Source organism: Tenggerimyces flavus (assembly GCF_016907715.1).
In the GTDB taxonomy this organism is placed as follows: Bacteria; Actinomycetota; Actinomycetes; order Propionibacteriales; family Actinopolymorphaceae; genus Tenggerimyces; species Tenggerimyces flavus.
Map to the genome: position 1 here is coordinate 5137512 of NZ_JAFBCM010000001.1, position 24421 is coordinate 5161932.

The 24421-nt window shown below is 68.5% G+C and carries 27 protein-coding genes; 12 read left to right on the forward strand and 15 right to left on the reverse strand.

The annotated features are described in order from the left end of the window. Positions 1-90: 90 nt before the first annotated feature. Entirely contained in the window at positions 91-1233 is a 1143-nt protein-coding gene (locus JOD67_RS24050) for a hypothetical protein (RefSeq protein WP_205119962.1), read from the forward strand. Here JOD67_RS24050 and JOD67_RS24055 read toward each other — a convergent pair. Together JOD67_RS24055 and kdd are read right to left on the reverse strand one after the other, a co-directional pair. Continuing rightward, a complete protein-coding gene (locus JOD67_RS24055; RefSeq protein WP_205119963.1) occupies positions 1220-1531 on the reverse strand; it encodes a hypothetical protein in 312 nt (103 codons plus the stop codon). The two genes, JOD67_RS24050 and JOD67_RS24055, sit on opposite strands and share 14 nt — an antisense overlap. Before the next feature lie 97 nt (positions 1532-1628). Continuing rightward, positions 1629-2651 carry an L-erythro-3,5-diaminohexanoate dehydrogenase gene (gene kdd / locus JOD67_RS24060; RefSeq protein WP_205119964.1) on the reverse strand — a complete coding sequence of 341 codons (1023 nt, stop codon included), beginning with the start codon at positions 2649-2651 and terminating at the stop codon, positions 1629-1631. A gap of 79 nt (positions 2652-2730) precedes the next feature. Between kdd and JOD67_RS24065 the strand changes: the two genes are divergently transcribed. Continuing rightward, positions 2731-4155, forward strand: coding sequence for a KamA family radical SAM protein (locus JOD67_RS24065; RefSeq protein WP_205119965.1), 1425 nt, complete (start codon positions 2731-2733; stop codon positions 4153-4155). A 204-nt stretch (positions 4156-4359) separates the two neighbouring features. On the opposite strand, the gene JOD67_RS24070 is transcribed toward JOD67_RS24065, so the two are convergent. Together JOD67_RS24070 and JOD67_RS24075 are read right to left on the reverse strand one after the other, a co-directional pair. Beyond that, on the reverse strand, positions 4360-4935 hold the full coding sequence (locus JOD67_RS24070; protein WP_205119966.1) for a dihydrofolate reductase family protein: 576 nt from the start codon (positions 4933-4935) through the stop codon (positions 4360-4362). Positions 4936-5080: 145 nt separating this feature from the next. Then, positions 5081-5665, reverse strand: a complete 585-nt coding sequence (locus tag JOD67_RS24075; protein ID WP_205119967.1) for a dihydrofolate reductase family protein — start codon at positions 5663-5665, stop codon at positions 5081-5083. A gap of 107 nt (positions 5666-5772) precedes the next feature. On the opposite strand from JOD67_RS24075, the gene JOD67_RS24080 reads away from it, so the two are divergent. The 3 genes from JOD67_RS24080 to JOD67_RS24090 all read left to right on the forward strand — a co-directional run bounded on the left by JOD67_RS24080 (position 5773) and on the right by JOD67_RS24090 (position 8858). Beyond that, on the forward strand, positions 5773-6249 hold the full coding sequence (locus JOD67_RS24080; protein WP_205119968.1) for an Lrp/AsnC family transcriptional regulator: 477 nt from the start codon (positions 5773-5775) through the stop codon (positions 6247-6249). Between the two features lie 269 nt (positions 6250-6518). Continuing rightward, positions 6519-7187, forward strand: coding sequence for a phosphotransferase family protein (locus tag JOD67_RS24085; protein WP_205119969.1), 669 nt, complete (start codon positions 6519-6521; stop codon positions 7185-7187). Positions 7188-7604: 417 nt separating this feature from the next. Then, entirely contained in the window at positions 7605-8858 is a 1254-nt protein-coding gene (locus tag JOD67_RS24090; protein WP_205119970.1) for an HNH endonuclease signature motif containing protein, read from the forward strand. Positions 8859-8895: 37 nt separating this feature from the next. Here JOD67_RS24090 and JOD67_RS24095 read toward each other — a convergent pair whose 3' ends face one another. Further along, positions 8896-9303, reverse strand: a complete 408-nt coding sequence (locus JOD67_RS24095; RefSeq protein WP_205119971.1) for a RidA family protein — start codon at positions 9301-9303, stop codon at positions 8896-8898. Between the two features lie 35 nt (positions 9304-9338). On the opposite strand from JOD67_RS24095, the gene JOD67_RS24100 reads away from it, so the two are divergent. Then, positions 9339-9956 carry a TetR/AcrR family transcriptional regulator gene (locus JOD67_RS24100; RefSeq protein WP_205119972.1) on the forward strand — a complete coding sequence of 206 codons (618 nt, stop codon included), beginning with the start codon at positions 9339-9341 and terminating at the stop codon, positions 9954-9956. A 61-nt stretch (positions 9957-10017) separates the two neighbouring features. Here the strand turns inward: JOD67_RS24100 and JOD67_RS24105 are convergent, their stop codons facing one another. Together JOD67_RS24105 and JOD67_RS24110 are read right to left on the reverse strand one after the other, a co-directional pair. Next, complete coding sequence (locus tag JOD67_RS24105) at positions 10018-10230, reverse strand: hypothetical protein (protein ID WP_205119973.1); 213 nt, start codon at positions 10228-10230, stop codon at positions 10018-10020. 9 nt (positions 10231-10239) lie between these two features. Further along, complete coding sequence (locus JOD67_RS24110) at positions 10240-11103, reverse strand: NAD(P)H-binding protein (RefSeq protein WP_205119974.1); 864 nt, start codon at positions 11101-11103, stop codon at positions 10240-10242. A gap of 83 nt (positions 11104-11186) precedes the next feature. Between JOD67_RS24110 and JOD67_RS24115 the strand changes: the two genes are divergently transcribed. From JOD67_RS24115 to JOD67_RS24130, 4 genes are all read left to right on the forward strand, one after another. Further along, positions 11187-11939: a TetR/AcrR family transcriptional regulator C-terminal domain-containing protein gene (locus JOD67_RS24115; protein ID WP_239554020.1), complete on the forward strand. Its 753-nt coding sequence runs from the start codon at positions 11187-11189 to the stop codon at positions 11937-11939. Between the two features lie 306 nt (positions 11940-12245). Then, on the forward strand, positions 12246-12878 hold the full coding sequence (locus tag JOD67_RS24120) for a TetR/AcrR family transcriptional regulator (RefSeq protein ID WP_205119976.1): 633 nt from the start codon (positions 12246-12248) through the stop codon (positions 12876-12878). Next, positions 12875-13780: an ABC transporter ATP-binding protein gene (locus JOD67_RS24125; protein ID WP_205119977.1), complete on the forward strand. Its 906-nt coding sequence runs from the start codon at positions 12875-12877 to the stop codon at positions 13778-13780. The genes JOD67_RS24120 and JOD67_RS24125 overlap by 4 nt, the downstream gene beginning before the upstream one ends. Further along, the gene (locus JOD67_RS24130; protein ID WP_205119978.1) at positions 13777-15336 is read left to right on the forward strand and encodes an ABC transporter permease; all 1560 of its coding nucleotides are present in this window, start codon (positions 13777-13779) and stop codon (positions 15334-15336) included. The genes JOD67_RS24125 and JOD67_RS24130 overlap by 4 nt, the downstream gene beginning before the upstream one ends. Here the strand turns inward: JOD67_RS24130 and JOD67_RS24135 are convergent. The 3 genes from JOD67_RS24135 to JOD67_RS24145 all read right to left on the reverse strand — a co-directional run bounded on the left by JOD67_RS24135 (position 15308) and on the right by JOD67_RS24145 (position 17147). Beyond that, complete coding sequence (locus tag JOD67_RS24135; protein WP_205119979.1) at positions 15308-15748, reverse strand: VOC family protein; 441 nt, start codon at positions 15746-15748, stop codon at positions 15308-15310. The genes JOD67_RS24130 and JOD67_RS24135 overlap by 29 nt on opposite strands. 63 nt (positions 15749-15811) lie before the next feature. Next, positions 15812-16738, reverse strand: a complete 927-nt coding sequence (locus JOD67_RS24140) for a Kelch repeat-containing protein (protein ID WP_205119980.1) — start codon at positions 16736-16738, stop codon at positions 15812-15814. 7 nt (positions 16739-16745) lie between these two features. After that, entirely contained in the window at positions 16746-17147 is a 402-nt protein-coding gene (locus tag JOD67_RS24145; RefSeq protein ID WP_205119981.1) for a nuclear transport factor 2 family protein, read from the reverse strand. A 74-nt stretch (positions 17148-17221) separates the two neighbouring features. Here JOD67_RS24145 and JOD67_RS24150 point away from each other — a divergent pair, with 74 nt between their 5' ends. Further along, complete coding sequence (locus tag JOD67_RS24150) at positions 17222-17815, forward strand: TetR/AcrR family transcriptional regulator (RefSeq protein ID WP_307782527.1); 594 nt, start codon at positions 17222-17224, stop codon at positions 17813-17815. Here the strand turns inward: JOD67_RS24150 and JOD67_RS24155 are convergent. Beyond that, on the reverse strand, positions 17757-18872 hold the full coding sequence (locus JOD67_RS24155; protein ID WP_205119983.1) for a sensor histidine kinase: 1116 nt from the start codon (positions 18870-18872) through the stop codon (positions 17757-17759). The genes JOD67_RS24150 and JOD67_RS24155 overlap by 59 nt on opposite strands. Then, positions 18869-19579 carry a response regulator transcription factor gene (locus JOD67_RS24160; RefSeq protein WP_205119984.1) on the reverse strand — a complete coding sequence of 237 codons (711 nt, stop codon included), beginning with the start codon at positions 19577-19579 and terminating at the stop codon, positions 18869-18871. The genes JOD67_RS24155 and JOD67_RS24160 overlap by 4 nt, the downstream gene beginning before the upstream one ends. Positions 19580-19794: 215 nt before the next feature. Here JOD67_RS24160 and JOD67_RS24165 point away from each other — a divergent pair, with 215 nt between their 5' ends. Then, positions 19795-20862, forward strand: coding sequence for a polyprenyl synthetase family protein (locus tag JOD67_RS24165; RefSeq protein ID WP_205119985.1), 1068 nt, complete (start codon positions 19795-19797; stop codon positions 20860-20862). Between the two features lie 75 nt (positions 20863-20937). Here the strand turns inward: JOD67_RS24165 and JOD67_RS24170 are convergent, their stop codons facing one another. The 3 genes from JOD67_RS24170 to ligD all read right to left on the reverse strand — a co-directional run bounded on the left by JOD67_RS24170 (position 20938) and on the right by ligD (position 24416). Continuing rightward, complete coding sequence (locus JOD67_RS24170; RefSeq protein WP_205119986.1) at positions 20938-22110, reverse strand: glycoside hydrolase family 76 protein; 1173 nt, start codon at positions 22108-22110, stop codon at positions 20938-20940. Between the two features lie 152 nt (positions 22111-22262). After that, on the reverse strand, positions 22263-23222 hold the full coding sequence (locus JOD67_RS24175) for a trypsin-like serine peptidase (RefSeq protein WP_205119987.1): 960 nt from the start codon (positions 23220-23222) through the stop codon (positions 22263-22265). A 219-nt stretch (positions 23223-23441) separates the two neighbouring features. Beyond that, a complete protein-coding gene (gene ligD, locus JOD67_RS24180; RefSeq protein WP_205119988.1) occupies positions 23442-24416 on the reverse strand; it encodes a non-homologous end-joining DNA ligase in 975 nt (324 codons plus the stop codon). Positions 24417-24421: the final 5 nt, after the last annotated feature.

Genomic DNA, 24421 nt, shown 5'->3' on the forward strand with positions numbered 1-24421 from the left:
CGATCGTAAGCGCCTCGGACCGAGTTGCGGACCATTAAGCAGCGGCGGAATCGTTGCCGCCTCGTCGCGGGCGGCCGGATCGTTCGCCACGTGAAGAAGACTCTTGTGGTTCTCGCCGGCGTCGCGCTCGTCGCGACCGGCTTCTCCTACCCCTCGACGCCGCGCTTCGAGTTCGACACGCTCGCGCCGCTGGGCGGCCGGACCGCGATCGGCTCGTCCATCGACTCCCGCGGTGTCGTCGCCGGGACGTCCACCACGACCGGGACCGCCAAGCACGCGACGGTCTGGCGGAACGGCAAGGCGCGCTCGCTTGGCACGCTGGGAGGCCCGGGCTCGAGCAGCGCGGTGCTGTGGCCGAGCTCCGGACGCGTGATCGCCGGGATCACCCAGACGGACAAGCCCGACCCGAACAACGAGTCGTGGAGCTGCGGAGCGTTCTTGCCCGCCCGGCCGGGCTACGCGTGCGTCGGTTTCGCCTATGTGGACGGGAAGATGCGGGCGCTGCCGACGTTGGGCGGGCCTCACGGGTTCGCCGCAGGTGCGAACTCGCGAGGCCTCGTCGCGGGGTGGGCCGAGGAGAACATACGGGACTCGTCGTGCGTGGGGACGCAGGTGCTGCGGTTCCGCGCGACGGTGTGGGACGTACGGACGATGCGGGCTCGTGAGCTGCGGCCGCTGCGTGGAGACAGCGTCTCGGCCGCTACCGGGGTGAACGATCGCGGGCGTGTCATCGGGATCTCCGGGGCGTGTGACCAGGCGGTCGGCCGTGGGAGCGCGCGGGAACCCGTGGTGTGGGACCACGGAAAGCCGCGTGCGTTGACTGATCTCGGCGGGATCGCCTGGGACACGCCGATGGACCTGAACGAACGTGGTGACATCGCTGGCTTCGTGAACCGGTCCGCCGCTGATGGCGCGTCGCTGAAGCCGCTGCCGGTGTGGTGGTCGGCGTCCGGTCGGCTGCACCGGTTGACGTTGCCGTCCGGCTACACGTTCGGGCAGGCGTTGGGCATCAACGAACGGCGACACGTCGTCGGCGTGGCCTTGAGCGAGGACTTCTCCCAGTGCGCCGCGGTGCTGTGGCGTTCGGACAGCAAGCCGATCGTGCTCGAGGACAAGTCGGGGCGGCTCCAGCCGTGTGACGCGAACGCGATCAACGACCGCGGTCAGATCACCGGCGACGCGACGCACGTGAAGTCGGGCGCGACGGTCGGCTTCCTAGCTACGCCGCGCTGAGCGCCAACCGGCGGGTGGAGCGCATCCAGAGGAACCCGACCACGACGAGCTGAACGGCAGCGGCACCGAGCACGCCGACCAGCTCCCACGGGTCACTCGGAACCCCGGTGGCCGCGAGGCTCTCGATGCGCTCACCCCAGGCGATCCACACCAGTCCGGCGGCACCGCCCGGCCAGATGATTGTGGCCAGGAGCTTCTCGGGCACCGTCCATCGTGCTGAGGCCCACAGCAGCGCTGCTCCGATGACCCAGCCGAGCAGGGACGCCAGGCCGCCCAGCACGAGGAGAGCAAGGGTCACGACCTCGAGGCCCCGTGGGTGGAAGAAGGAGCTCTGCGGGCCAGTTGTCATCGGTCCCCCCGGTTCTCGACTGGCCCTTTCCTACCAGCGGCGCGGGTCAGGTGGCGAGACGTTCCTCGAACAACTTCCGGACGCCGGGCTCGGTGCGGAGTAGGTCGAGGGCCAGGTCGGCGTGGCCAGGGACGTACCCGTTGCCGATCAGCATCGTGAGGTCGGCCGCCAGGCCCTCGGCTCCGAGGGCGGCGGCGCTGAACGAGGTGGCCATCGAGAAGAAGATCACGGTGCCGCCGGCGGCTGTGGCGAGGATCGCGCCGCCCTCGCAGCCGGGGGCGTCCACGCAGACGATGGTGACGTCGGCCGGACCGCCCGCCTGCTCGACGGCTGCCGCCACGGCCACCGGGTCGCGGGCGTCGGCGAGCACGACTTCGTGGGCGAGTGCCGCGCTGTCGAGCGCGGCGCGCTCCCGTTCGATCGGCACCACGCCGATCACGCGCCCGGCCCCGGCGCGGCGGGCCGCGGCGAGGGCGAGCGAGCCGGACTTGCCCGCTGCGCCGAGGACACAGACGGTCGGCTTGGCGTACGTGCTCACCACGCGGGCGGTGAGCGCCGGGGCGCCGCACACGTCCATCACGGCGAGCGAGAGCGGCGCCGGCAGATCCGGCGGGAGCTTCGCGGCGATCGACCGGCCGAACAGGATTGCATAGCCGTCGCACGGCACCTGTTCCGACGCGCCGTCCCACCGGGCCAGGCCGTCCTCGACGACCAGAGGTGTCAGCGTCAGCGAGACCAGCGTCGCGATCCGGTCGCCCTTGGCGAGGCCGAGCGGTGACTCGGGGCCGACCTCCTCGACGGTGCCGACCAGCATGCCGCCCGAGCCGGTGATCGGGTTGTGCATCTTGCCCCGGTCTTTGATGATCTCGCGGACGGTCGCCCGGACGGCCTCACGGTCTCCCCCGGCCTGCTCGGTGAGCTGCCGGAACGAGGCCGCGTCGAGGTTGAGCCGTTCGACCCGTACGCGCACCTCGTCGGGCCAGAGTTCCGACCTCGTGTCGAGCCGTTCCGCCGCCTGCGGCAGCGCGCCGGCGGGCGCGAGGACACGATGCAAACCGATCGCGGACAAAACGGGTCACCTCCGAGACATCTTCCTGCCAACAGCACTACTGACTGTAATTCCTCCGGCCGTATGCCATTATTGCGGTATGACATCCAATGGTCAGCCCTACGAGTACAGGTACCACGAGCTCGTCGAGCCGGACTGGACACGCCTGCCTGGATGGCGCGATGTCACGGCCGCCGAGTGGGAGTCCGCGCAGTGGCAGCGGGCGCATTGCGTGAAGAACGTCAAGCAGCTCCGCGAGGTGATGGGAGACCTGCTCGACGAGTCGTTCTACGCCGACCTGGAACGTGACCAGGCCGAGCGCGCGACGATGTCGATGCTGCTGCCCCCGCAGATGCTGAACACGATGGCGTCGACCGCGGAGCCGACGACCGACGCGTTCTATGCGGACCCCGTACGCCGGTACATGCTGCCGGTCTACTCCGACCGCCGTTCGGACTGGCCGTCGCACCCGCGCGCGTCGCGGGACTCGCTGCACGAGCACGAGATGTGGGCGACCGAGGGCCTCACTCACCGGTACCCGACCAAGGTGTTGGCCGAGATCCTGCCGACGTGCCCGCAGTACTGCGGCCACTGCACGCGGATGGACCTCGTCGGCAACTCCACGCCGCAGGTCGACAAGCTGAAGTTCGCGCTGAAGCCGGTCAACCGGCTGGACGCGATGCTCGACTACCTGCGCCGCTCCCCCGGCGTCCGCGACGTCGTGGTGTCGGGCGGCGACGTGGCCAACATGCCGTTCCCGCGGCTGGAGTCGTTCGTCGACTCGCTGCTGGAGATCGAGAACATCCGCGACATTCGCCTTGCCACGAAGGCGTTGATGGGCCTGCCGCAGCACTGGCTGCAGGATGACGTCGTCGCGGGGATGGAGCGGCTCGCCACCAAGGCGCGCTCGCGTGGGGTGATGATCGCGATCCACACCCACGTCAACGCCGCCACCTCGGTGACGCCGCTGGTGGCCCGGGCCGCGCGGACGATGCTCGCGACCGGGGTGCGCGACGTCCGCAACCAGGGCGTGCTGATGCGTGGGGTGAACGACTCCATCTCGCAGCTCCTGGATCTGAGTTTCGCCTTGCTGGATGGGGCATCGATCACGCCGTACTACTTCTACATGTGCGACCTGATCCCGTTCTCCGAGCACTGGCGGGTGTCGGTTCGTGAGGCACAGCACCTGCAGCACGGGATCTTGGGCTACCTGCCGGGCTTCGCCACGCCGCGGATCGTGTGCGACGTGCCGTACGTGGGGAAGCGGTGGGTGCACCAGGTGTCTGAGTATGACGAGATGCGTGGGATCTCTTACTGGAAGAAGAACTACCGCACGGGTATCGAGGCTCCGGATGATGCGGCGCTGGATCGGACGTATGAGTACTACGACCCGATCGACACCCTGTCTGCTGAGGGTCGCGCTTGGTGGGCTGAGCACGGCGGTGAGCACTTGGCTGCTGCGGAGCAACGGGCCGCGGAGTCGCGTGAGGCGTCGGTCAAGCAGCTGCTGATCGAGGCCATCTAGGCAACGTCTGCACGGCATGTCCTGCCGTGTGTCCTGTCAGCTCAGGTCACGAGCCCGAACCGTCCGGGGAGTAAGCCACGTGCACGACACGCAGCTTGCTCCCCGACACGGACGGCACCCTGTGGAGAAGGATCCAGCCCCAAGGTTCGGGTAGCGGTCAGTTTGCACCGTGCGGTGCTATGAGGATTCGCATGCTCCTTGAGCTCAGCGACGGACGCGATAGCGGATGTGGGTGGCTTCAGGGGTGTCGATCACGCGGACGATCTCCAGTTCGATCTCCGCTGGCAGGACGTCGAAGAGTCGACGTCCTCGACCCAGGAGCACGGGGATCTGATGGATTTGCAGTTCGTCCAGGACTCCGGCCTCGAGTGCGCGCCGGGCGACGTAGCCGCCGACCACGTAGACGTCTCGGTCTCCGGCTGCTTCCTTGGCTTGTTTGATCGCGCTTTCGATTCCGTCGTTGACGTACGTCACTTTCGGGTATCCCCAACGGGCAGGCGGGGGTGGTGGGCGGTGACTGGGCACGAAGATTGGGGAACCGCCGGGATGTTCACCGCCCCAGTGATCCATCAGTTCGGCGGTACGTCGTCCCGCGACGGTCGCCCCGCACGCGTTCAATTCGTCGCCCAGCTCTTGGACCGACGCGGACAGTGATGTGGACTCCCCGCCAGAACCGTGCCAGTCATGCAGCCGGGTTCCATCCTCACCGCCGAGCACATCGTTTTCGTCGGCGATGTAGCCGTCGAGCGACATCGACATGAAGAGAATCGACTTGGACATTTCCTACTCTCCTTTGTTGTGAACGGCCGAGTGCCAACTCAGTCGAGCTGGAGCCTGTGCGTGCACCCGCGATGGCCGGGGCGGTGGCACTGCAACGATCCGACGATAGGAAAGGCCTCGATGGCGCCCTCAAAGCTCAGAGGCGTCAGCGGCGGACTCGGAAGCGGATATGGGTCGCCGTCGGCGTGTCGATCACACGAATGATGTCCAGCTCGATCCGGGACCCCAGGACCTCGAACTGGCGGAGTCCTGCGCCGAGCAGCACCGGGATCTGGTGGATCTGCAGTTCGTCCAGCACCCCGGCCTCGAGTGCCCGTTGCGCCGTGTACGCGCCGTGCACGAACACGTCTCGGTCGCCGGCCGCGGTCTTGGCCTGCGCCATCGCGCTCTCGATCCCGTCGGTCACGTACGTCACCATCGGATACTTGGCCGCCGCGGCCGGGGCGGGGCTATGGCTGACCACGACGATCGGAGTGCCGTGATGATCACCGCCCCAGTGGTCGACCTGTTCCACGGTGCGCCGTCCCGCCACTACCGCACCGGTCGCGTTCATCGCGTCCTCCATCTCCTTGAGGGCAGCAGCAGATCGCGCGTCGCCGGCCGCGGGGTTCGACCACTCGTGCAGCCGTTCCACCGCACCGTCGTCACCACCGGGATTGTCCGGTCCGTCGTTCAGTCCAGCGATGAACCCATCCAACGACATCGACATGAACAGCACCGACGCAGACATCAACCCGGCTCCTTGATCTTGGCTTCACACGTATCCGTCCCGGCAACAGTAGGTCCGGACGAGGCGGTGCGACTTGCAACTTTTCGACAATGACGCAAAAATGTTGCGTGCCAAGACGCCACCTGACCTTCGATGAGATCGATCATCGCCTGCTCGACCTGTTGCAGCGCGACGCAGGCTCAACCCTGCGCATATTGGGGGCGGCTGTCGGGCTCTCAGCAAGTGCCGTGCAGCGCCGGATCAACCGCTACCGCGCGGCAGGCGTCCTAGAACGCCACGTCGCGGTGCTCGATCTCGAGCGCACAGCGGACATCGTGCTCGCCGTCGTGTTGGTCACTCTCGAACGCGAGTCCAGCCGACACCACGCGGCCTTCCGGCGCCGATTGCTCGAGGTACCCGAAGTCCAGCAGGCCTACGATGTCTCCGGCGAATGGGACTACGTCGTCCTACTCGCCACCACCGGCATGGCCCGCCACAAAGAACTCGCCCAGCACCTCTTCAAAGACGCACCCAATGTCCAACGCTTCACCACCATGTTCGTGCTCGACCCCGTCCGCACCGGCACCTACCTGCCTACCCGGTGAACCACCCTCCGGAACCTCGTTGACTGCTTCCAGCTCCCAGCCCGTGCGTCAGATTCGCTGTAGAGCTGGAGCGCGCTGAGCTGGGCGAGCCACTTGTCGAAGAGCGTTCTTGTTCGGCTCGCCGACGTCGTCCCGCCGGGTCCGGGCCGGTGGCGTGCATGGCACCGAGAGAACGGCAGATGCTCCGGTCAAGTAACCGTGGGAGACGACGTCCGAAACCGATCTGGATCGACCAGACCACTCTCGCTACCGAGTTCAGGAAGGACAATATGGCGATAAGACTCCGCCACGGCTACACCAACGGCACCGCAACCGACGGGCGCGCGGTCACCAAGGAATACCTCGGGCCTGACGCCGACCGGCGGAGGGCGAACGAGATCGCCGTGCTCGACGCGGTCGGCGGCATCCTGCCCGTTCCACCGCTGCTCGACAGGCCGCCCGGTGCGATCGTCACCGGTTTCGTCCAGGGCACCCACGGCCAGGAGCTGCTCGCCGCCGGCCACGCCCGCGAAGTGCTCGGCATCTGCGGCCGGCTGGCTCGTCGGGTGCACGCCGTCGACTCGGCACTGGTTCCCGGACTCGGTACCCCGAAGGCCGGCGAGGTCCTGGTGCACGGCGACTTCGGCCCGCAGAACCTGCTGATCGACGCCGAACGCTGGGAACCCGCCGCCTTGCTGGACTGGGAGCTCGCCGCCTTCGGCGACCCGCTGCACGACCTCGCCTGGGCGGAGTGGATCGTCCGCTTCCACCACGCCGAGTCGGCCGGCGAGGTCGGCGCGTTGTACGACACCTACGGCTGGACGCCGCCCTGGGCCGACCGGCACGCGGCGATGGTGCGGGCCTGCGAACGGTTGCTCGCGTTCGTCCGCCGGTGGAATCCCGAGGCCGTCGCGATGTGGAAGGACCGCACCCGCCGGACCGAGGCCTTCACCGCATAGCGGTGCGTGGTCAACCTGGTCAACGTGGTCAACGTGGTCCAACGTGAACATGAGCGAAGGCTCAAGGTCTTGCGTTGCCCTGCTGTGCTTGGGCGGGCTAGCTGGTCGGGCTGTGGCGGCGGTCGAGTGTGGTGGCCGGGCCGGGGCGGGTCAAGGGCGTCGCGGCGGCTTCGCAGAGGGGCGACGTCGCTTCGCGACCGCGGAGCGGCCCTTGACTCGCCCCGGCCCGGCCACCAGATTTTCACGCGCCGCCCCCGCCCCCGGAACAGTGTCCCGGGCAAGGCCTGCCTGCGCTTTCGGTCTGTTGCCGTGCTTGGGTTGCTTGTGGAGCCCCCGGCTTCTTGTGGCTTCGATGAAGCCGGGAGATTTCCCTTGCCGTGTTCAGCATTAACCCGATTCCCTTGGTAGAATTCTGCTATGGAATCGACCACCTGCTCGAACACCATCGGCACCGCCGATGGTGTGTCGGCGTGGTCGATGTCCGACGACCAACTCACCACCGCACTCCTCGACAACCAGACGGCACTCAACCAGCACGAAGCCCGCCGGCTCGAACTGATCCGCGAGGCCGACTCCCGGAACCTTGGTGTCACGGCTGGTGCGGCGAACACCGCGCAGTGGGTTGCCGGCGTCCTTCGTGTTCCTACGGCTGAGGCCGGGGCGATGGTGAAGCTGGCCTCTCATCTCGACGCGGAGTTGCCTGCCACCGCGCAAGCGTTGGCTAGCGGCGAGATTTCTGTTCCGCACGCACGAGTGATCTCCCGGGTCGTGACGATGCTGCCCTCCCACATCGCCACCCCGGAGCTCCGCTCCGAGGTGGAGGCGACCCTGCTGAAGAATGCCGCCGCCTTCGACCCCAAAGTCTTGTCGAAGGTCGGGAACAGGCTCTTGGAGACCGTCGCTCCCGATCTTGCTGACCAGGTCCTGGAACTGAAGCTCAAACAGGAAGAGGCCAGCGCCGAACGGGACCGGTTCCTGCGTATGTCCTTCGACGCCACGTCGGGGACGTGGCGGGTCACCGCCCGGCTCCCGAAGGTGGTCGGGGAACGCCTCAAGCTGGTTCTCGACCCGCTGGCCGCGCCGCAGCCTGGACCCGACGGGCGTGACACCCGGTTCCCCGAGCAGCGCAATGTGGATGCTTTGGATGAGGCCTGCCGGCGGTTGTTGGCTGAGCGGTTGGTGCCGTCCCATGGTGGGAACCCGACCCAGCTGGTGGTGACCGTCACTCAGACTGGTGGGCGGACCCTGCACACCGGGATCGAACTCTCGCGGAAGATCGTCGACCAGCTGATGTGTGAAGCCGACCGCACGTTCCTGGTGAAGCCCGAGGACCAGCCCGGCAGAGTCAGCATCCTCACCGATGCCCAGCAACGACTCTTCCAAGGCAAACTCCGCCGGTTGCTCGAGCTTCGCGATGGTGGGTGTGCGTTCCCCGGCTGTGACCGGCCGCCCGGCTGGTGTCACGCCCACCACGTCACTCCGTGGAGCAAGGGTGGATCCACCACTCGGGACAACGGGGTTCTGCTCTGCGGGTATCACCACCGGTTAATCCACCAAGGTGCGTGGCAAGTCCGCATCGCACTCGACGGCTTACCCGAGTTCTTACCCCCCGACTGGATCGACCCCCACCAACGACCACTCCGCAACCACCGCCTCACCCCGGCCGCCTAGCGGCGGCCGGGCGGGTGATCGTGCGCGGACGGCACGTTCAGTCCAGGACTGCGGTGGCTTCGACCTCGACCATGAGGTCGGGCTCACCCAAGCCGACGACGCTCAGCAGGGTGATGGGCTTGATCGGGTCCACACCCAGCTTGGCTGCCGCGCGGGCTACGCCTTCGCCGAGTTGCGGATACTTGTCGGGCGTCCAGTCGACGACGTAGATCGTCAGCTTCGCCACGTCGTTGAACGAGCCGCCGACCTCGGCCAACGCTGTGCCGATGTTGAGGTAGGCCTGCTCGACCTGTGCGGCGAAGTCTCCTTCGCCGACCTTGTTCCCCTCCGCGTCGCGGGCGACCTGCCCGGCGAGGAACACCAGCTTGGAGCCGGTCGCGATGGACAGCTGCCGGTAGACGTCGGGCTTGGGCAGTCCGTTCGGGTTCACCAGTGTGATGGTCATGGCGTAAACATAGCACTGCTATGTATAGTGCTGCTATGGCAAGGACGAAAGATCTTGGGATTCGCACCCAGCTGGTCGAGCGAGCCGGGCAGATGCTCCGCACGCGCGAGCCGATCACGCTCCGGTCGTTGGTGGCGGGTACGGGCGTGTCGACGATGGCGATCTACACGTACTTCGGCGGCATGGACGGCGTGTGGAGGGCACTCCGGCAGGAGGGTTTCACTCGCCTGGCTTCGCGATTGACAACGGTCCGGATGACTGCCGACCCGGTACGTGACCTCGCCGCGCTCGGTGCGGCCTATCTGGGCAACGCGCTGGACCATCCTGATCTCTACCGGGTCATGTTCGACGCCGCGTTCGAGCTGGAGGACGCCGCGGCGGCGGACGCCTCCTTGCAGGCGCTGGTGAAGGCGGCCGAACGAGCCAAGCAGGCTGGACGATTCCGCGCCGACGTCGACGCGCAGGAACTGGCGACGCAGTGCTGGACGATCGGCCACGGGCTGGCCTCGCTGGTCGCGGTCGGACCCCTGCCACGCACGACGCTCGCGCACGGAGTTCCCCTGCTCACCGCGCTTTTCGTCAGTGCGGGCGACGATCCGGACAGCTGCCGCCAGTCCGTCGAACGGGGCTGGCGGCAGCTGCCCAAGGGCTAGAACCTGCGGACCGCCCAGTCCCGAACGGCGTTGTAGAACGCAGGACCGGAGAGCTGCAGGTTCAGCGAATGCCCGTTGTCCGCCACGACCACCGCCTCCCCGTCGTCCAGCCGTCGATGCGCGAACAGCCTGTCCTGCTTGGCCGGATGGATGTACTGGACTGGCTGTAGTACCCGCCCGGAACGAGGACCTGGACCGTACGCGGCGCCGCGCCGCCCGCGGGCCGGCAGAACGTTCCGCCGATCCGCTGGTCGGTCGGCTGCTCCGGCGCCATCGAGATCTCCTACTCGAAAACCGCGCGGTTCTCGGAGACGAACTGCTTGAAGGTCTTCGCGGGTCGGCCGGTGAGCCGTTCGATGGTGAAGTCGGGCGGCTGCGGGTAGTCGACGCCCATCGCGTCGTTGTCCAGCAGCCAGTCGGCGACGTACTCGTCCAGCCCGGCGGCGAGGTACGTCTGACGAGCCTCCTCCCGGCTGAGCTCGATGAACGGGATCTCCCGCCCGAGCACCTCGCCGATGACCCGGGTGGCATCGATCTTGGAGACCGTCTCCGACCCGATCAGCGGGTACTTCTCGCCGTCGTGTCCATCGGTCAGCAGCACCTTCGCCGCCACCGCGGCGATGTCGGCGATGTCCACCGGCGCGAAGGCCGCCTTGCCGTACGCGGCACGCACCTCGCCGGTGGTCTTGATCTGCTCGGCGTTGTCGAGCAGGTTCCACATGAACTGGCCGGCGCGCAGGAACGTCCAGCGCAAGCCCTCGCCCTCGGTGAGCACGGCGTGCTCGGTGGCGTAGTACGTCCACTCGCTCGGGTCGCCCTTGGCCTCCTCGTCGGCGTTCGTCGAGGACAGCGCGACGATCCGCTGGACGCCGGCCTGCTTGGCGAGCTGGACGACCTCCTTCGCGGTCGCCTGGTGTGGCGCGAGGTAGAGGGTGTCGACACCCTCGAGCGCCGCCGGCATCGTCGAGAGCTTCCCGATGAAGCCGGTCACGACCTCGAGGCCCTCGACGTTCTCGGGCAGCGCGGCCTTGGCCGGGTTGGTGGTGAGCGCCCTGACCACGACGCTCGGGTCGGGGCGGCGGGCGAGGAGCTCGTCGACCACGAGCCGGCCGACGTTGCCGGTGGCTCCGGTCACCAGAATCCGCACAGATACTCCTTCGAGTGGTGGGTGGGGTTGGTCGTACATCGTACCGTACGATGTACGGTACGGCCCAACTAGGATTCTCGGTGATGACGGAATACAGCGGAACAGGTGACCCGGCGCGGAGCATCGCGCTGCTCTGGCGGACGAGCGAGCGGACCAGCCGTAAGGGCAAGCCCGACCTGTCCGTCGACCGGATCGCCCAGGCGGCGATCGCCCTGGCCGACGCGCAAGGTCTGCCCGCCCTGTCGATGCGGCGCGTCGCCGAGCAGCTCGGCGTCGGCACGATGTCGCTCTACACGTACATCCCGGGCAAGGCCGAGCTGATCGACGTCATGCTCGACACGGTGTACGGCGAGACCGCGCGCCCGGAGTCGGTGGACGGTGGCTGGCGTGGGCGCCTGGAGCAGGTCGCGCGGGAGAACTGGGCGCTCACGATGCGGCATCCGTGGATGCTTCAGATCGTGACCGTACGGCCGGTGCTGGGGCCGCAGCAGACGGAGAAGTACGAGTACGAGCTGCAGGCTCTCGAGGGCATCGGGCTCACCGATGTGGAGATGGACGCCGCGCTGACCGTCGTGTTGGGGCACGTCAACACGTCCGCGCTCGGCGCCCTGTCCGCGACCGAGGTGATGAAGCGGACCGGGATGACCGACGACGAGTGGTGGACGCAGAGCGCGCCGTTGCTCGACCGCCTCATGCCGGCCGACAGCGAGGCCCGCTATCCCCTCGCCAGTCGCGTCGGCCAGGCCGCCGGCGGCTACGACCCCGAGCACACCTTCGAGTTCGGCCTCCGCGCGATCCTCGACGGCATCGAGGCTCTGGTCGGCACTCGCCAGTAGGGATCCGATGGGCACGGCGCTCACGAGGTGGGTCGCGCCGCGGGTACGCCTCGCCGTACGACTGGAGGCCCGCGGCCTCTTCGTCGAGGGCGGCTGGAGCGGCGGCTCGACCGCCCGGACCTCGGCCTCGGCCCGTGGCTTGACCCGGCAGAGCTCGCCGCTGCAGTCAGTGCCCCATTTATGCCGTTAATGCCACTAACCTCCTGGTTTGCTGACTACGTCGCGATCCACCGCTGACGCGCCACGGCCGAGATGTGACGCTGTTCACGTGTACTGCTGCCTGTACATCTGTATAGGATGCTGGGCATGAGTACAGAGGACCCGGATCTGACCGCACGGGCGCGGATCCGCAACGCGGCCCTCGCGGAGTACGCCGACCGAGGAAGCCGCGGCATGACGATCCGGGGAGTCGCCGAGAAGGCGGGCGTCTCCCCCGCACTCGTCCAACACCACTTCGGCACCAAGGAACGACTCCGCGAGGAGTGCGACGACCACGTGATGCGCTACATCCGCGGCGAGGTCACCTCGGGCATCGACGAGCGCAACATCGGTGATCCGCGGTACGTCGCCGCCGCGTACCAGAACGGTCCGCTCTACATGCGCTATCTGTCGCGCGCGCTCGTCGAGGGCTCGCCGGCGGCCGCGCGGACGTTCGACGAGATGGTCGACATCACCGAGCACTACCTGAAGGAACACTCGGGCCTGAAGGACGCCGACTTCCGCGCCCAGGCTGCCGTTTTCGTGGCGATGAAGCTCGGCATCGTCGTGCTGGGCAGCCACGTGTCGCGTGCGCTCGGCGGCGATCTGTACGACCTGAACGCGTCGGCTCGCGTAGGCCGCGCGGGTCTGGACATCATCGATCCGGAGTTCGTCGGCCGCGATATCGCCGACCTGGCTCGCTCCGGTCTCGACCGCTACGAACACGGGGACAACTCATGACCGCAGCCATCGAAATCTCCAAGCTGGTCAAGACATTCGGCCACACGCGCGCTCTCGACGGACTCGAGCTCGTGGTCCGGCAGGGCGAGGTGCACGGGTTCCTCGGGCCGAACGGCGCGGGGAAGACCACGACGATCCGCGTCCTCCTCGGCCTGATCAAGGCGAACGGTGGCTCCGCCAAGCTGCTCGGCGGCGACCCGTGGCAGGACGCGACCGAGCTGCATCGGCGGCTCGCGTACGTTCCTGGCGACGTCACGCTGTGGCCGACGCTCACCGGCGGCGAGGTCGTCGACCTGCTCGGCAAGCTCCGCGGCGGCATCGATCCGCAACGACGCAAGGAGCTCATCGACCGGTTCGAGCTCGACCCGCGCAAGAAGTGCCGCACGTACTCCAAGGGCAACCGGCAGAAGGTCGCGCTCGTCGCGGCGCTCGCGTCGAACGTCGAGCTGCTGATCCTGGACGAGCCGACCTCGGGGCTCGACCCGTTGATGGAGGCGGTGTTCAACGAGTGCGTGCAGGAGGAACGGCGCGCGCAGCGGACCGTGCTGCTGTCGAGCCACATCCTGTCCGAGGTCGAGACGCTGTGCGACCGGGTGAGCATCATCCGCTCCGGCCGAACGGTCGAGTCCGGGACGCTCTCGGAGCTGCGCCACTTGACCCGGACGACGATCACGGCCGAGGTGCGGGGCTCGATCGACGGGCTCGCCGAGATCCCCGGCGTGCACGAGCTCCGCATCGAGGGCGATCGCCTGGACTGCCAGACGGACTCGGCGGCGCTCGCTCCGGTACTGGCGAAGCTCGCGGCGGCCGGCGTCACTTCGATGACGTGTCACCCACCTACGTTGGAAGAGCTGTTCCTCCGCCACTACACCGACGCACCGGCCCTGGCAGGTGCGCGATGACCGGCACCGGAGCCCTTGTCAAGCTCATCTTGCGGCGGGACCGGATCATCTTGCCGGTCTGGATTCTGCTCACGGTCATGCTGCCGATCGGCGTCGCGAACAGCACCAGCGGCTTGTACCCGGACTCCGCGGCGATGCAGGACTTCGCCGACCAGGCGAACGGCAACCCGGCGCAGCTCGCGACCCGCGGCCTGATCTACGCCGCGAACGTCGGCGGCCTGACCGCGTGGACGGTCGGCGCGTCGGCGATGCTCATCGGCGGTCTGATCAGCCTGCTGCTCGTCATCCGGCACACCCGGGTCGAGGAGGAGAACGGGCGGCGCGAGTTGCTCGGCTCCACGGTCGTCGGTCGGCACGCTCCCCTGGCTGCCGCGTTGATCGTCGTCTTCGGTGCGAACCTCGTGATCGGCGTCCTTGCGGCGCTCGGATTGATCGGGGTCGGCCTGCCTGCCGCGGGGTCGTTCGTACTCGGCCTGTCGTTGGCGTTCGGCGGCATCATGTTCGCCGGTGCCGCGGCAATCACCACCCAGCTGTCGGCGAACGCAGCGACCTGCCGGGTGCTGACGTTCGCGGGTGGTGCGCTGTTCTTCGTCCTCCGCGGCGTGGGTGAGGTCGGCGGCCCCGCGACGTCGTGGCTGGCGTGGCTGTCGCCGTTCGGTTGGATCCGGTTGACCCGCGCGTACGCCGGCGACCACTGGCTGGTCTTCGGGCTGATGATCGCGCTGACCGCCGTGCTGGTCGCTGTCGGCTTCGTGCTGGAGTCGCGTCGCGATGTGGCGTCGGGATACTTCGCGGAGAAGCTCGGACCGGCGACGGGCGCGATGGCGAGCCCGTTCGCCCTTGCGTGGCGGCTCCATCGCAACGCGCTGGTGGGACGGAGCGTGGGGTTCTTGCTGCTGGGCTTGCTGCTCGGGTTCGCGGCGAAGGGGCTGGACGCGCAGCTGGACACGCCTCAGTTCCGGGCTTTCGCCGAGCAGATCGGTGGATCGGGGGTGAAGCTGTCGGAGGCGTTCTTCGCGTTCATGATCTACGTGCTGAGCCAGCTGATCACCGGCGTGGCCATCATCGCGGCGCTGCGGATGCGTACCGAGGAGGTGTCGGGACGCGCCGACCCGCTGCTGACCGCGCCGGTGTCGCGAGTGGCGTGGGCCGGGAGCCATCTGCTGATGGCCGTCGTGAGTCCGGCGATTGTCCTTCTGGCGTTGGGAATCGGCGGCGGGCTGTCGACCGGTGACCTGGGCCGAGTCGTGCTGGCGTCGGTCGCGTACCTGCCGGCGACGTGGGTGCTGGTCGGCATCGCGGTGGCGTTCTTCGGCCTGGCGCCGCGGATCGCGGTCGCGGTGACGTGGACCGCGCTGGGGCTGTTCCTCTTCGTCGACCTGCTGGCGGAGTTCCGGGTGATCTCGAACGCGACGTTCCTGTCGCCGTACGTTCCGGTGCCCGACGTCCTGGTGCCGAGCTCCGACTCGGGGCTGGGCCTGGTGTGGCTGACCGCGCTCGCCGTTGGACTGGTGGCGGTCGGGCTCGTCAGCTGGCGGCGTCGGGACGTTGGCTGAACATCCAGCGCTGCCCCTCGAGGTCGGCCGCGCGGTAGAGGACTCCATGACCGGAGTCCTCTACCGCGGACAGGATCGTGGCGCCGGCGGCCTTGGCGTTGTCGAAGTGCGCGTGGATGTCGTCGACCTGGAGGTAGACGCCGTTGATGATGTACGGGGTGTCCTGCCAGGAGCGTGCCCGCTCGCAGTTCTCGGCGTGGTGCTTGGGACTCTCGTACGCCCCGAGCCCGCTGGCCAGGAACACGACACCGTCGTCGCCGATGCTCAGCTCCGCGTGCCCGATGGAGCCGTCGTCGTTCTGGAGCCGGTAGCGCTCGTTGAAGCCGAACGCCTTGGTGAGGAAGTCGATCGCGGCCGCGCCGTCCTCGTACATGAGGAACGGAACGACGGTGGGAGTCGCGTACTCGGTCATGGGGTCAGCCTGCCAGTAGTTGCGTGATCTGGCAACTATTGCACCAAGATGACATGACCAGAGCTAGGCGGGGCAGTTGTCGAGAGTGAGGGACTCGGTGGTGGGGGCGACGTGGAGGCCGGGATCGGGACCGCCGAGCAGCGTGTAGAGGGTGGGGCCAACCGCGACGAGGCCGAGGCCGTGGCGGGGTGAGGGCATGGCGGCGAGGGTGCGCCACGTCGAGGTCGTCGGGTCGAAGGACTCCACCTGCGCGAACGTCCCTAGTCCGCCCTCGCCGCCCGCGGCGACGAGGTGGCCGGCGCAGGTCGCTGTGGCGGCGAGGCCGCCTCGGGCGGTGGGCAACGGGGGTTGGGACGTCCAGCGGCGGGTGGTCGGGTCGTACGACTCGAAGGCGGCCAGGCCGTCCGGGAACGCCGTCCGGCCACCCACGGCGTACAAACTGCCGCCGGCCGCGGCTCCGCCGAGATGCTCGCGGCGTGTGGGCGGGCCTGGCGCCGAGGACCAGCGGTCTGCGGCGACGTCGTAGACCACCATCTCCGCGGCCAACCCGCCCGGCCCGATCCCGCCGAACACGTACACCGAACCATCCAGCACGGCCGCCGCACCCGCGGCACGTCCCGATGGCAGCGGTGCGACGGTCTCCCACGACGACTCTGAGAGCCGGTACGCACCCGTGCTCGGCGAGTCGTCGTCCAGGTATCCCCCGAACACGAAGACCGTCCCGTCCACCGTGGCAGCCATCGCGTGGTTCACCGCCACCGGAAGGTCCGGCCCGGCGGTCCATTCTCCCGACTCCGTGGAGAAGACCTCGACGGTCGCGACCGTCGACCCACCAGCCACGAACCCGCCCGCCACCACGATCCGCTCACCCACCGCAGCCGCGGCCACCTCCGTCCGCGGCACCCGCGCCTCGGCCAACGTGTCCCAGTCCGAACGCGGCGACGAGCACCCCATCGCGCAGAGCAGGAGGATCACCAGGACGACGGGCACCCAGCCACTATGACGCCAGAGCCGCCGCCTCCGCCATCGCCAGCGGGTTCTGGTATTCGCGACAGAACACCAGCTCGCCGTCGCGTACGCGCAGCACCATCACGAACGGCGCCGCCAGCTCCCGTCCCGAAGGCAGGTGCGTGCCGACCAGCGTGTACTCCGCCACCACCACCTCGGGATCGGCCGTCTCGTGCACGACGACGTCGCGGAACTCGTCGAACCGCACCGGCAGGGCCTGGCGGCTCGGTGTCGCGAACGCCACGAACTCCGACCGCCCTTCGACTCGCGCCGGCCCGCCCGGCGCGAACGGCCACTCGATGACCACATCCTCGGCGAGGTCGTCGAAACCGATTGTCCCGGCCAGCGTGGCCTGCTGGAATCGGTCGAACACCTCTCGCGGCCCAAGCATCACTCGCAACTCCTTCGCTCAACGGTTGTAGAGCAGAAGGTAGCACGTCGGTCAACGGCTGTAGAGTGAGCTGGGTGACCACCAGAGCCGAACGGCGCGAACAGACCAGGCAACGGATCCTCGACGCGGCGCGGTCGCAGTTCGCCGAGGTCGGGTACGACCGCGCCACGGTCCGCGCGGTCGCCAAGCAGGCCGAGGTCGACCCGGCCCTCGTCATGCAGCACTTCGGCTCGAAGGACGAGCTCTTCAAGCAGGCCACCCAGATCCCCGAGCAAGACCTGCCCGACGATCCGGACGAGCTGGTCGAGCTCTGCCTCGACCTCGTCGGCGCCAAGCTCAGCGACGGTCAGCAGGACGCCGCGAACGCCTTGCTACGCTCGATGTTCACCCACCCCGACGCGACCGAAACTCTCCGCGACACCACGAACGCGCAGATCGCCAACTTCGCCAAGGTCGCGCGCGGCCGCAACGCCGAGCTGCGCGGCGCGATCCTGCTCAGCGCCCTGCTCGGCATCTCGATCGGCCGCAACCTGCTGAAGCTGAACGGCCTCGCCGACGCGAAGAGCGCAGAGCTGACGAAGGCGATCAGAGGAACGGTCGAGGGCCTCGTCAGCTCGCCGGGATCGCCAGCTCGAAGCGGCACCCCGGCCCGACGTTCCGCACGCTGACCGAGCCGTGGTGCGCCTCGGCGACGCCGCGGACGATCGCCAGCCCCAACCCCGCGCCGGTGTCCTCCCCCGGCGTGCGGGCGTCGGTCCCCCGCCACGCCACGTCGAACACCCGCGGCAGATCCGCCTCGGGGATGCCGCCACACGCGTCGGTGACCGCGAGGAACGCCTGCCCGTCGCGCGTCCCGGCCTCCACGACGACCGCGCCCGACGACGGGGTGTGCCGGATCGCGTTCCCGACCAGGTTCGACAGCGCGCGAACGAGCTCCCGCGCGTCGGCTCGCACGCCGTGCGGCACGGCTGCGGCCTGCCCGCTGAGCCGTACGCCCTTCGCCTCCGCCAACGGCGAGGCCGCCGCCAGGGCGTCGCTCACCAGGTCCGACAGCGACACCTCCTCCAGCGTCAGCTGCAGCGCCCCGGCGTGGATGCGGGACAGCTCGAACAGGTCGTCCACCATCCGCGCGAGCCGGTCCACCTCGACCCGGATCTGCCGGTGGAAGCGTGCCGGGTCCGGTGCGACGCCGTCCTCCAAGGCCTCTGCCATGGCCCGCAACCCGGCGAGCGGCGAACGCAGGTCGTGCGACACCCACGCGACGAGCTCGCGCCGCGAACTCTCCAACGCCCGTTCGCGTTCCCGCGCCTCCGCGAGCTTCTGGCTCGCCGCCTCCAGCTCCTTCGACAACGCCGCCAGCTCGGCCGTCGCCGGCGGGGGCGGCGGTACGTAGTGCCCGTCGGCGCCGAGCGTCCGCGCGCCCGCCGCGAGCGCCTGGCTCCCCCGCACTACCTGCCCGGCGAGCAGCAGCGCCAGCACCAGGCTCGCAATACCGGCGGCCACCGTCACGACGATCGTCACGTAGAAGTCGTGGTTGCTGAGGAACATCGCCTGCGCCGTACCGAGCAGCCCCGCGACGAACGCCAGGACGGCGACGACCGCGACGGCCACGAACGCCTGCCGCACCGACGTACGCCGCAGCACGCGGATCGCCAGCCAGCCAAGGATTCCGACGACAGCGCTGCACCCCGCGGCGATCGCGAAGATCGCGAGGATGTCCCTCACGACGCCGGCTCCATCGCGCCCCAGCGGTAGCCGACACCCCAGACCGTGAGCAGCCGCGTCGGTTCAGCGGGGTTGTCCTCGACCTTCTCCCGCAGCCGCCGTACGTGCACGGTGACCGTCGAGTGGTCGCCGAACGTCCAGCCCCACACGCGTTCCAGCAGTTCCGACCGGCTGAAAGCCTGCCCCGGATGCGCCAGCAGGAACGCGAGCAGGTCGAACTCTCGTACGGTCAGCGCCAACTCCTCGCCGCGAAGGGTCGCGCGGTGCGCACGTACGTCCAGCTCGAGCTCGCCGTCGCGGAGGATGATCTCGCCGACCGGCTCCGACGCGGCGACACCGCGGCGCAGCACCGAGCGCACCCGCAACACCAGCTCCCGCGGGCTGAACGGCTTCGTCACGTAGTCGTCGGCACCCAGCTCGAGCCCGGCGATCCGGTCGTCCTCCGAGCTCAACGCCGTCAGCATGATCACCGGCACCGAACCCTTCGCCCGCAACCGCCGGCAGACCTCGAGCCCGTCCACGCCGGGCAGCATCAGGTCGAGCACGACGAGATCCGGCCACCGCTCGCCGGCCAGCCGGAGCGCGGTCTCGCCGTCGGTCGCGTGCGTCGTCGCGTACCCGGCGTTGCGCAGGTACGTCACCACGACCTCGGCGACCGTCACGTCGTCCTCGACGACGAGGATGCTGGGCGCGTCTGTCGAGCTCATGCGCCGAGTCTAGGAACATTGGGCATCCTGCGAGGCTGCCCGCGCCCCACCGTCACCGATCGGTAAGGCGATCACAGCGGGCACGTCGCGGATTCGGCTAGCGTCGCCGTAGGGGTGATCCCCGACGGAAAGGCTGACGAGGTGCACTTCTGGCGGACAGAAGATCGGCCGTTCGGCCGATGAGCGGGCACCGGTCCAGGCATGAGGCTGAGCGCATGAGCACATCCGTGACGCTTCCGACCATCCCCCGCCAGGCGTCGCCGTTCCAGCCCGGCAGCAGCCCGCTCAAGGTGCTCGGCGCGAGCATCCCCGGTGTCGCCGACGGTCTCGACCGAGTCGAGACCACGATGCACCGGCTGGCCACCTCCTCCGCCGTTCCGGACGTGAACGACGTCGCGTTGCGCATCGTCAGCGCCGGCGGGAAGCGGCTGCGGTCGGTGCTCGCGCTGTCGAGCGCGCTCGCGTGGGGCGGCTCGGTCACCGACGAGCTGGTGACGGCCGCCGCCTGCATCGAGCTGCTGCACGCCGGCTCGCTCGTGCACGACGACCTGTTGGACGACGCCGAGGAGCGCCGCGGCGTACGGACGATCAACGCCGAGTGGGGTACGGGGCACGCGGTGATGATCGGTGACTTCATCATCGTGCGGGCGTCGCAGGCGGCGATGGTGTCGCTGCGCCAACCGATCTCGGACGAGCTCGCCTCGGCGGCGGTGGATCTCGTCGACGGGCAGTTCCTGGAGATGCAGGACGCGTACGTTCTCGGCCGGACCCGGGACAACGCGCGGCGGTCGGTCGCGTTGAAGACCGGTGCGCTGTTCCGCGCGTCGTGCGCGGTCGGGGCGCGCTGCGTCGGCGCCGGCGACGGCGGGGTCGATCGGATGCGCGAGTTCGGGACGAAGTTCGGGGTGCTGTTCCAGATCCTCGACGACCTGCTCGACCTCGCGGGGAGCGCGGAGACGATCGGCAAGCCGGTGGGCAACGACCTTCGCCAGGGCGTCTACACGTTGCCGTTGCTGGGCGTGCTCGAGGACCGCCGGCTGACCGGCGTACGGGCGCTGTTGCGCGAACGGCCGCGCCAGCTGACCGATGCCGACGTGGCGGAGATCCTGGCCGCCGTACGGTCGACCGACCTGGTCGAACGAACGCTCGCCCACTGCCACGCGCTCGCCGACGACGCGGCCGTCGCCCTGCCGCCGCTGGCGTCGGAGGAGATCGGCGACATCCTGCGCGCCCTGCCCGCCTCGTACGTCTACTGGGCCGAGTCCGTCCTCGCCCACTCCTGAACGAGGTGAATGAGGGCGTCCCTGTATCCATCTCTTCGATACAGGGACGCCCTCATTCGAAACGTCGGCGTGGCGTCAGGTCAGCTTGCGGTAGTCGTGCTTGGACCAGGCGAGCATGGCCTCGATCCGGATCATCCCGGACTGCTCGAGCAGCGTCACCGGACGGTCGGCGCCCTCGAACTTGTACAGACCAGTAGCCGGGTCGCGGAACCGCTTGTACGACTCGTTCGCGTACCACTCCATCGCCTTGCGGTACTGGGAGTTCGGCCGAATCGTCGACAGCTGCAGCAGGTTCGCGAAGAAGATCGCGTGGAAGCGCGCCGGCTGGTCGAAGTAGCGCTCGTCCTCGGCGTAGAACGCCAGCGCCGCCTTCGCGGTTTCCTCAGCCTGGGCGAGGTACTTGCGGTTGCCGGTCGCCCGGTAGAGCAGTGCGCCCGCACCGATCATCACGCCCTGGTTGTACGACCACTGCGTCTTCTCGATGTTGCCGGCGAGGTCGATGTGGTCCCAGTAGAGCTTGTTCGGCGCCAGGAAGCAGCCCCGCGCCCACTCGTACATCTTGATGGACCAGTCGAGGTAGTACTTCTTCTTCGTCAACAGGTACAGGTGAAGTCCGAGCTCCGCACCCGGTCCGTTCGACACGGTGTTGCGGTCCTGGCTCCACGGCGCCTGCGTCCAGTACACGCCGCCGGGGCACGGGTGGCTCGGGTCGTTGTCCCAGCCAAACACGACGAGGTCGAAGATCTCCTTCGCCCGTTGCACGGCAGCCTTGTCGCCGCGCTTGGACATGTAGTGGTCCTGCAGGAACGACAGGCCGATCCACTCGTTGTCGTCGTAGAACTTGTCGCCACCCTGGCCGAGCGGCGGACGCAGGTACGAGTCGTACCCCGGCGGGGTCGTGCCGGCGTTCCAGTACCCCTCGAGAGCGTCGAAGCGGTCCTCGACGTCGTCGGCGTAGCGGCGCTCGTTCCCCGGGATCCCGGCCATGTCCTGGGTCGCGATCTGCGCCTGGGAGAACGGCCACACGTACGCCCACGGGTTGCCGCCGGTGCGCGGGTACTCCTCGAGGTAGAACTTCGAGGCGTCGTCGTAGAAGTAGGTCTGCAGCGCGTTGTATGCCGCCTTCGCGCGTTGGGCATGAAGCCCCTGGCTGTTGCCGGCCTGCACGGCCGACGCCGGGGCGATCGCGGCAACGAGTGCAATCGTTCCCACAAACGCCACGAATCGTCGCAAGAGCTTGAACGTCATGGGGCCTCCAACGATGAAGAGTCGCCTGGACCCTAGTAGAGAAGGCCCTTCACGTAACACCCCCGTCACGAACCGGCCACGCCGGACCGGCCCGACCGCGACTGAGCCAGGTCGCGGTCGAGCCGGTCACGTGAGAGGTTTCTAACCGTTGTTTATCCAGCCTGGGCGGTGTTGTAGACGCCCTGCGCGTCGTTGCCGAAGTACGGGCCGAACATCCAGTTCGCGAAGAAGTTGTACTTGAAGCTGTTCACCGAGTTCAGGATGCCGGTTCCGTTGGCCTCGTTGAAGCTCAGGAACCAGGGACCGCCGCTCGATCCGCCGGTCTGGTTGCACGTCATGCCGATGCCGTTGCTGAGCAGGAAGTCGTCGAACACCGTGCCGCTGCAGTAGATCAGCTTGGTGCCGTCGTACGGCGCCGCGGCGGAGTACCCGAAGGCGTACATCCGCTGGCCACGGGCCTGGTTGAACGCGATTCCCTGCGAGCCGACGACGTCGGTGAGCGAGGCGCCGTTGAGGGGGTTGACGACGGCGGCGCCGACGTCGAAGTTGATGTCCTCACTGGCCTGCCACTGAGGCGTCGTCAAGAGGGTCTTGGCAGTCCACGTGCCGTACGGCGTCGCGCCGTTGTTGTAGGCGGGCGCGAACGTCCAGTTCGTGTGGAAAGCGCCGTCGAGCTTCACGCAGTGCCCGGCGGTGATCACCGCGCTCTTGTTCGAGCTCGTCACGGCGTTGCCTGAACAGGACGCGGTCCGCCCCTGGTAGGTGAAGAACACCCTGCCCGCGGTCTTCACGACCGCGCCTCCGCCGGTCCACGCTCCACCACCGTGCGGGAACGCCTGCGGCTGGACCACGGTCGGCTTGCCCGCCGGCACGTGCACGTTCGTGGGCGCCTTCACGTGCATGAGCTGCTCGATCGGCACCGCGCTCTTCATCCGTTGCGGCGTCCAGTACCTGGCCACGGCCCGCTGCTGCGCAGACGTCACCGCTGCCTTGTGGACCGCCGTCTGGTTGACCTCGCTGGACCCTGCCGCCAGCGTCGTTCCCGCCGTGGCGAAGAGCAATGCTCCGCCCGCGAGAAGCGTGACACCGGACTTCCAGATAAGCCTTCTCATGGTCACCTTCCCCGATGACGCCACACGTGCCCAGCCGGGTTTCGACCGGTTCGCATGGCATTTCTCTTAGGTTGACCCGAATGCACCAAGACGTCATAAGTGAGTGGGTAGGGCGAACGTAGCCCACCCGCCGGAGTCCGGCTAGAGCCACTTCATCATGCTGCCGCGCTCGCAAAATGCCTGTTTTCTGGGGGCATTCGCCCGATCGCGGGTCGCCCATCAGGACTCCCGTACGACGTCTTCGGGTGATTTGTCCTCGCGCAGGCCGCGCCACGTCGGATGCCAGAGCCGTCCGTCCGGGGTCCAGAGCGCGAACGCCGCCTCGCCCACCAGCTCCGGCTCGACCCAGTGCGCGCCGCGGGCGTCCAGCCGTGGCAACGGGCTGTCGAACGGCGAGGTGTCGCGTGCCAGCGGAGCGAGCTTCCGCCGCATCTCCACGAGCTTGCGGTGGTCGAAGCCGCTGCCGACGCGGCCCACGTAGCGGAGCCCGCCCTCCTCGTACACGCCGCAGAGGACCGACCCGAGCATGCCCTCGCGCGCGCCCTCCCCCGGTCGCCAGCCGCCGATCACCACCTCCTGGGTGCGGACGTGCTTGACCTTGATCCACGCGTGGCTGCGCCTTCCAGGCTCGTAGGTGGAGTCGAGGCGCTTGGCCACCACGCCCTCGAGGTTCTGGGCGGCGCTGACCTCCATCGCCGGGCCGGCGAGGCCCTCGAACGTGGGCGGCGTCTGCCAGTGCGGCCCGGCGATCTCCAGGTCGAGCAGGACCTCTCTTCGTTCGGCGTAGGTGTGGTCGAGCAGCGACTCGCCGTCCAGAGAGAGGACGTCGAAGACCAGGTAGACGACCGACTGCTTGGCGAGCAGCGCGCGGATGTGGCGCGGCTCGCGGGCCTGGATGCGGGGCTGGAGTGCGGCGAAGCTGACCCGTCCGGTGGGGTCGAACGCGACCACCTCGCCGTCGACGATCGCGGGACGGTCGAGGTGCTCGGCGATACCGGCGAGCTCGGGGTAGTTGGCGGTGACATCGCGCCCGGACCGCGCGTACAGCTCGACGCCGCCGGGATCGACGTACGCGACGGCGCGTACGCCGTCCCACTTCATCTCGTACGACCAGCGGTCCTCTTCGTGCGCCGGCGGCAGCTCTCCGTTGACCGCCAACATCGGCGGCACCATCGGCAGTCCGCGGCGCTCCATCTTCG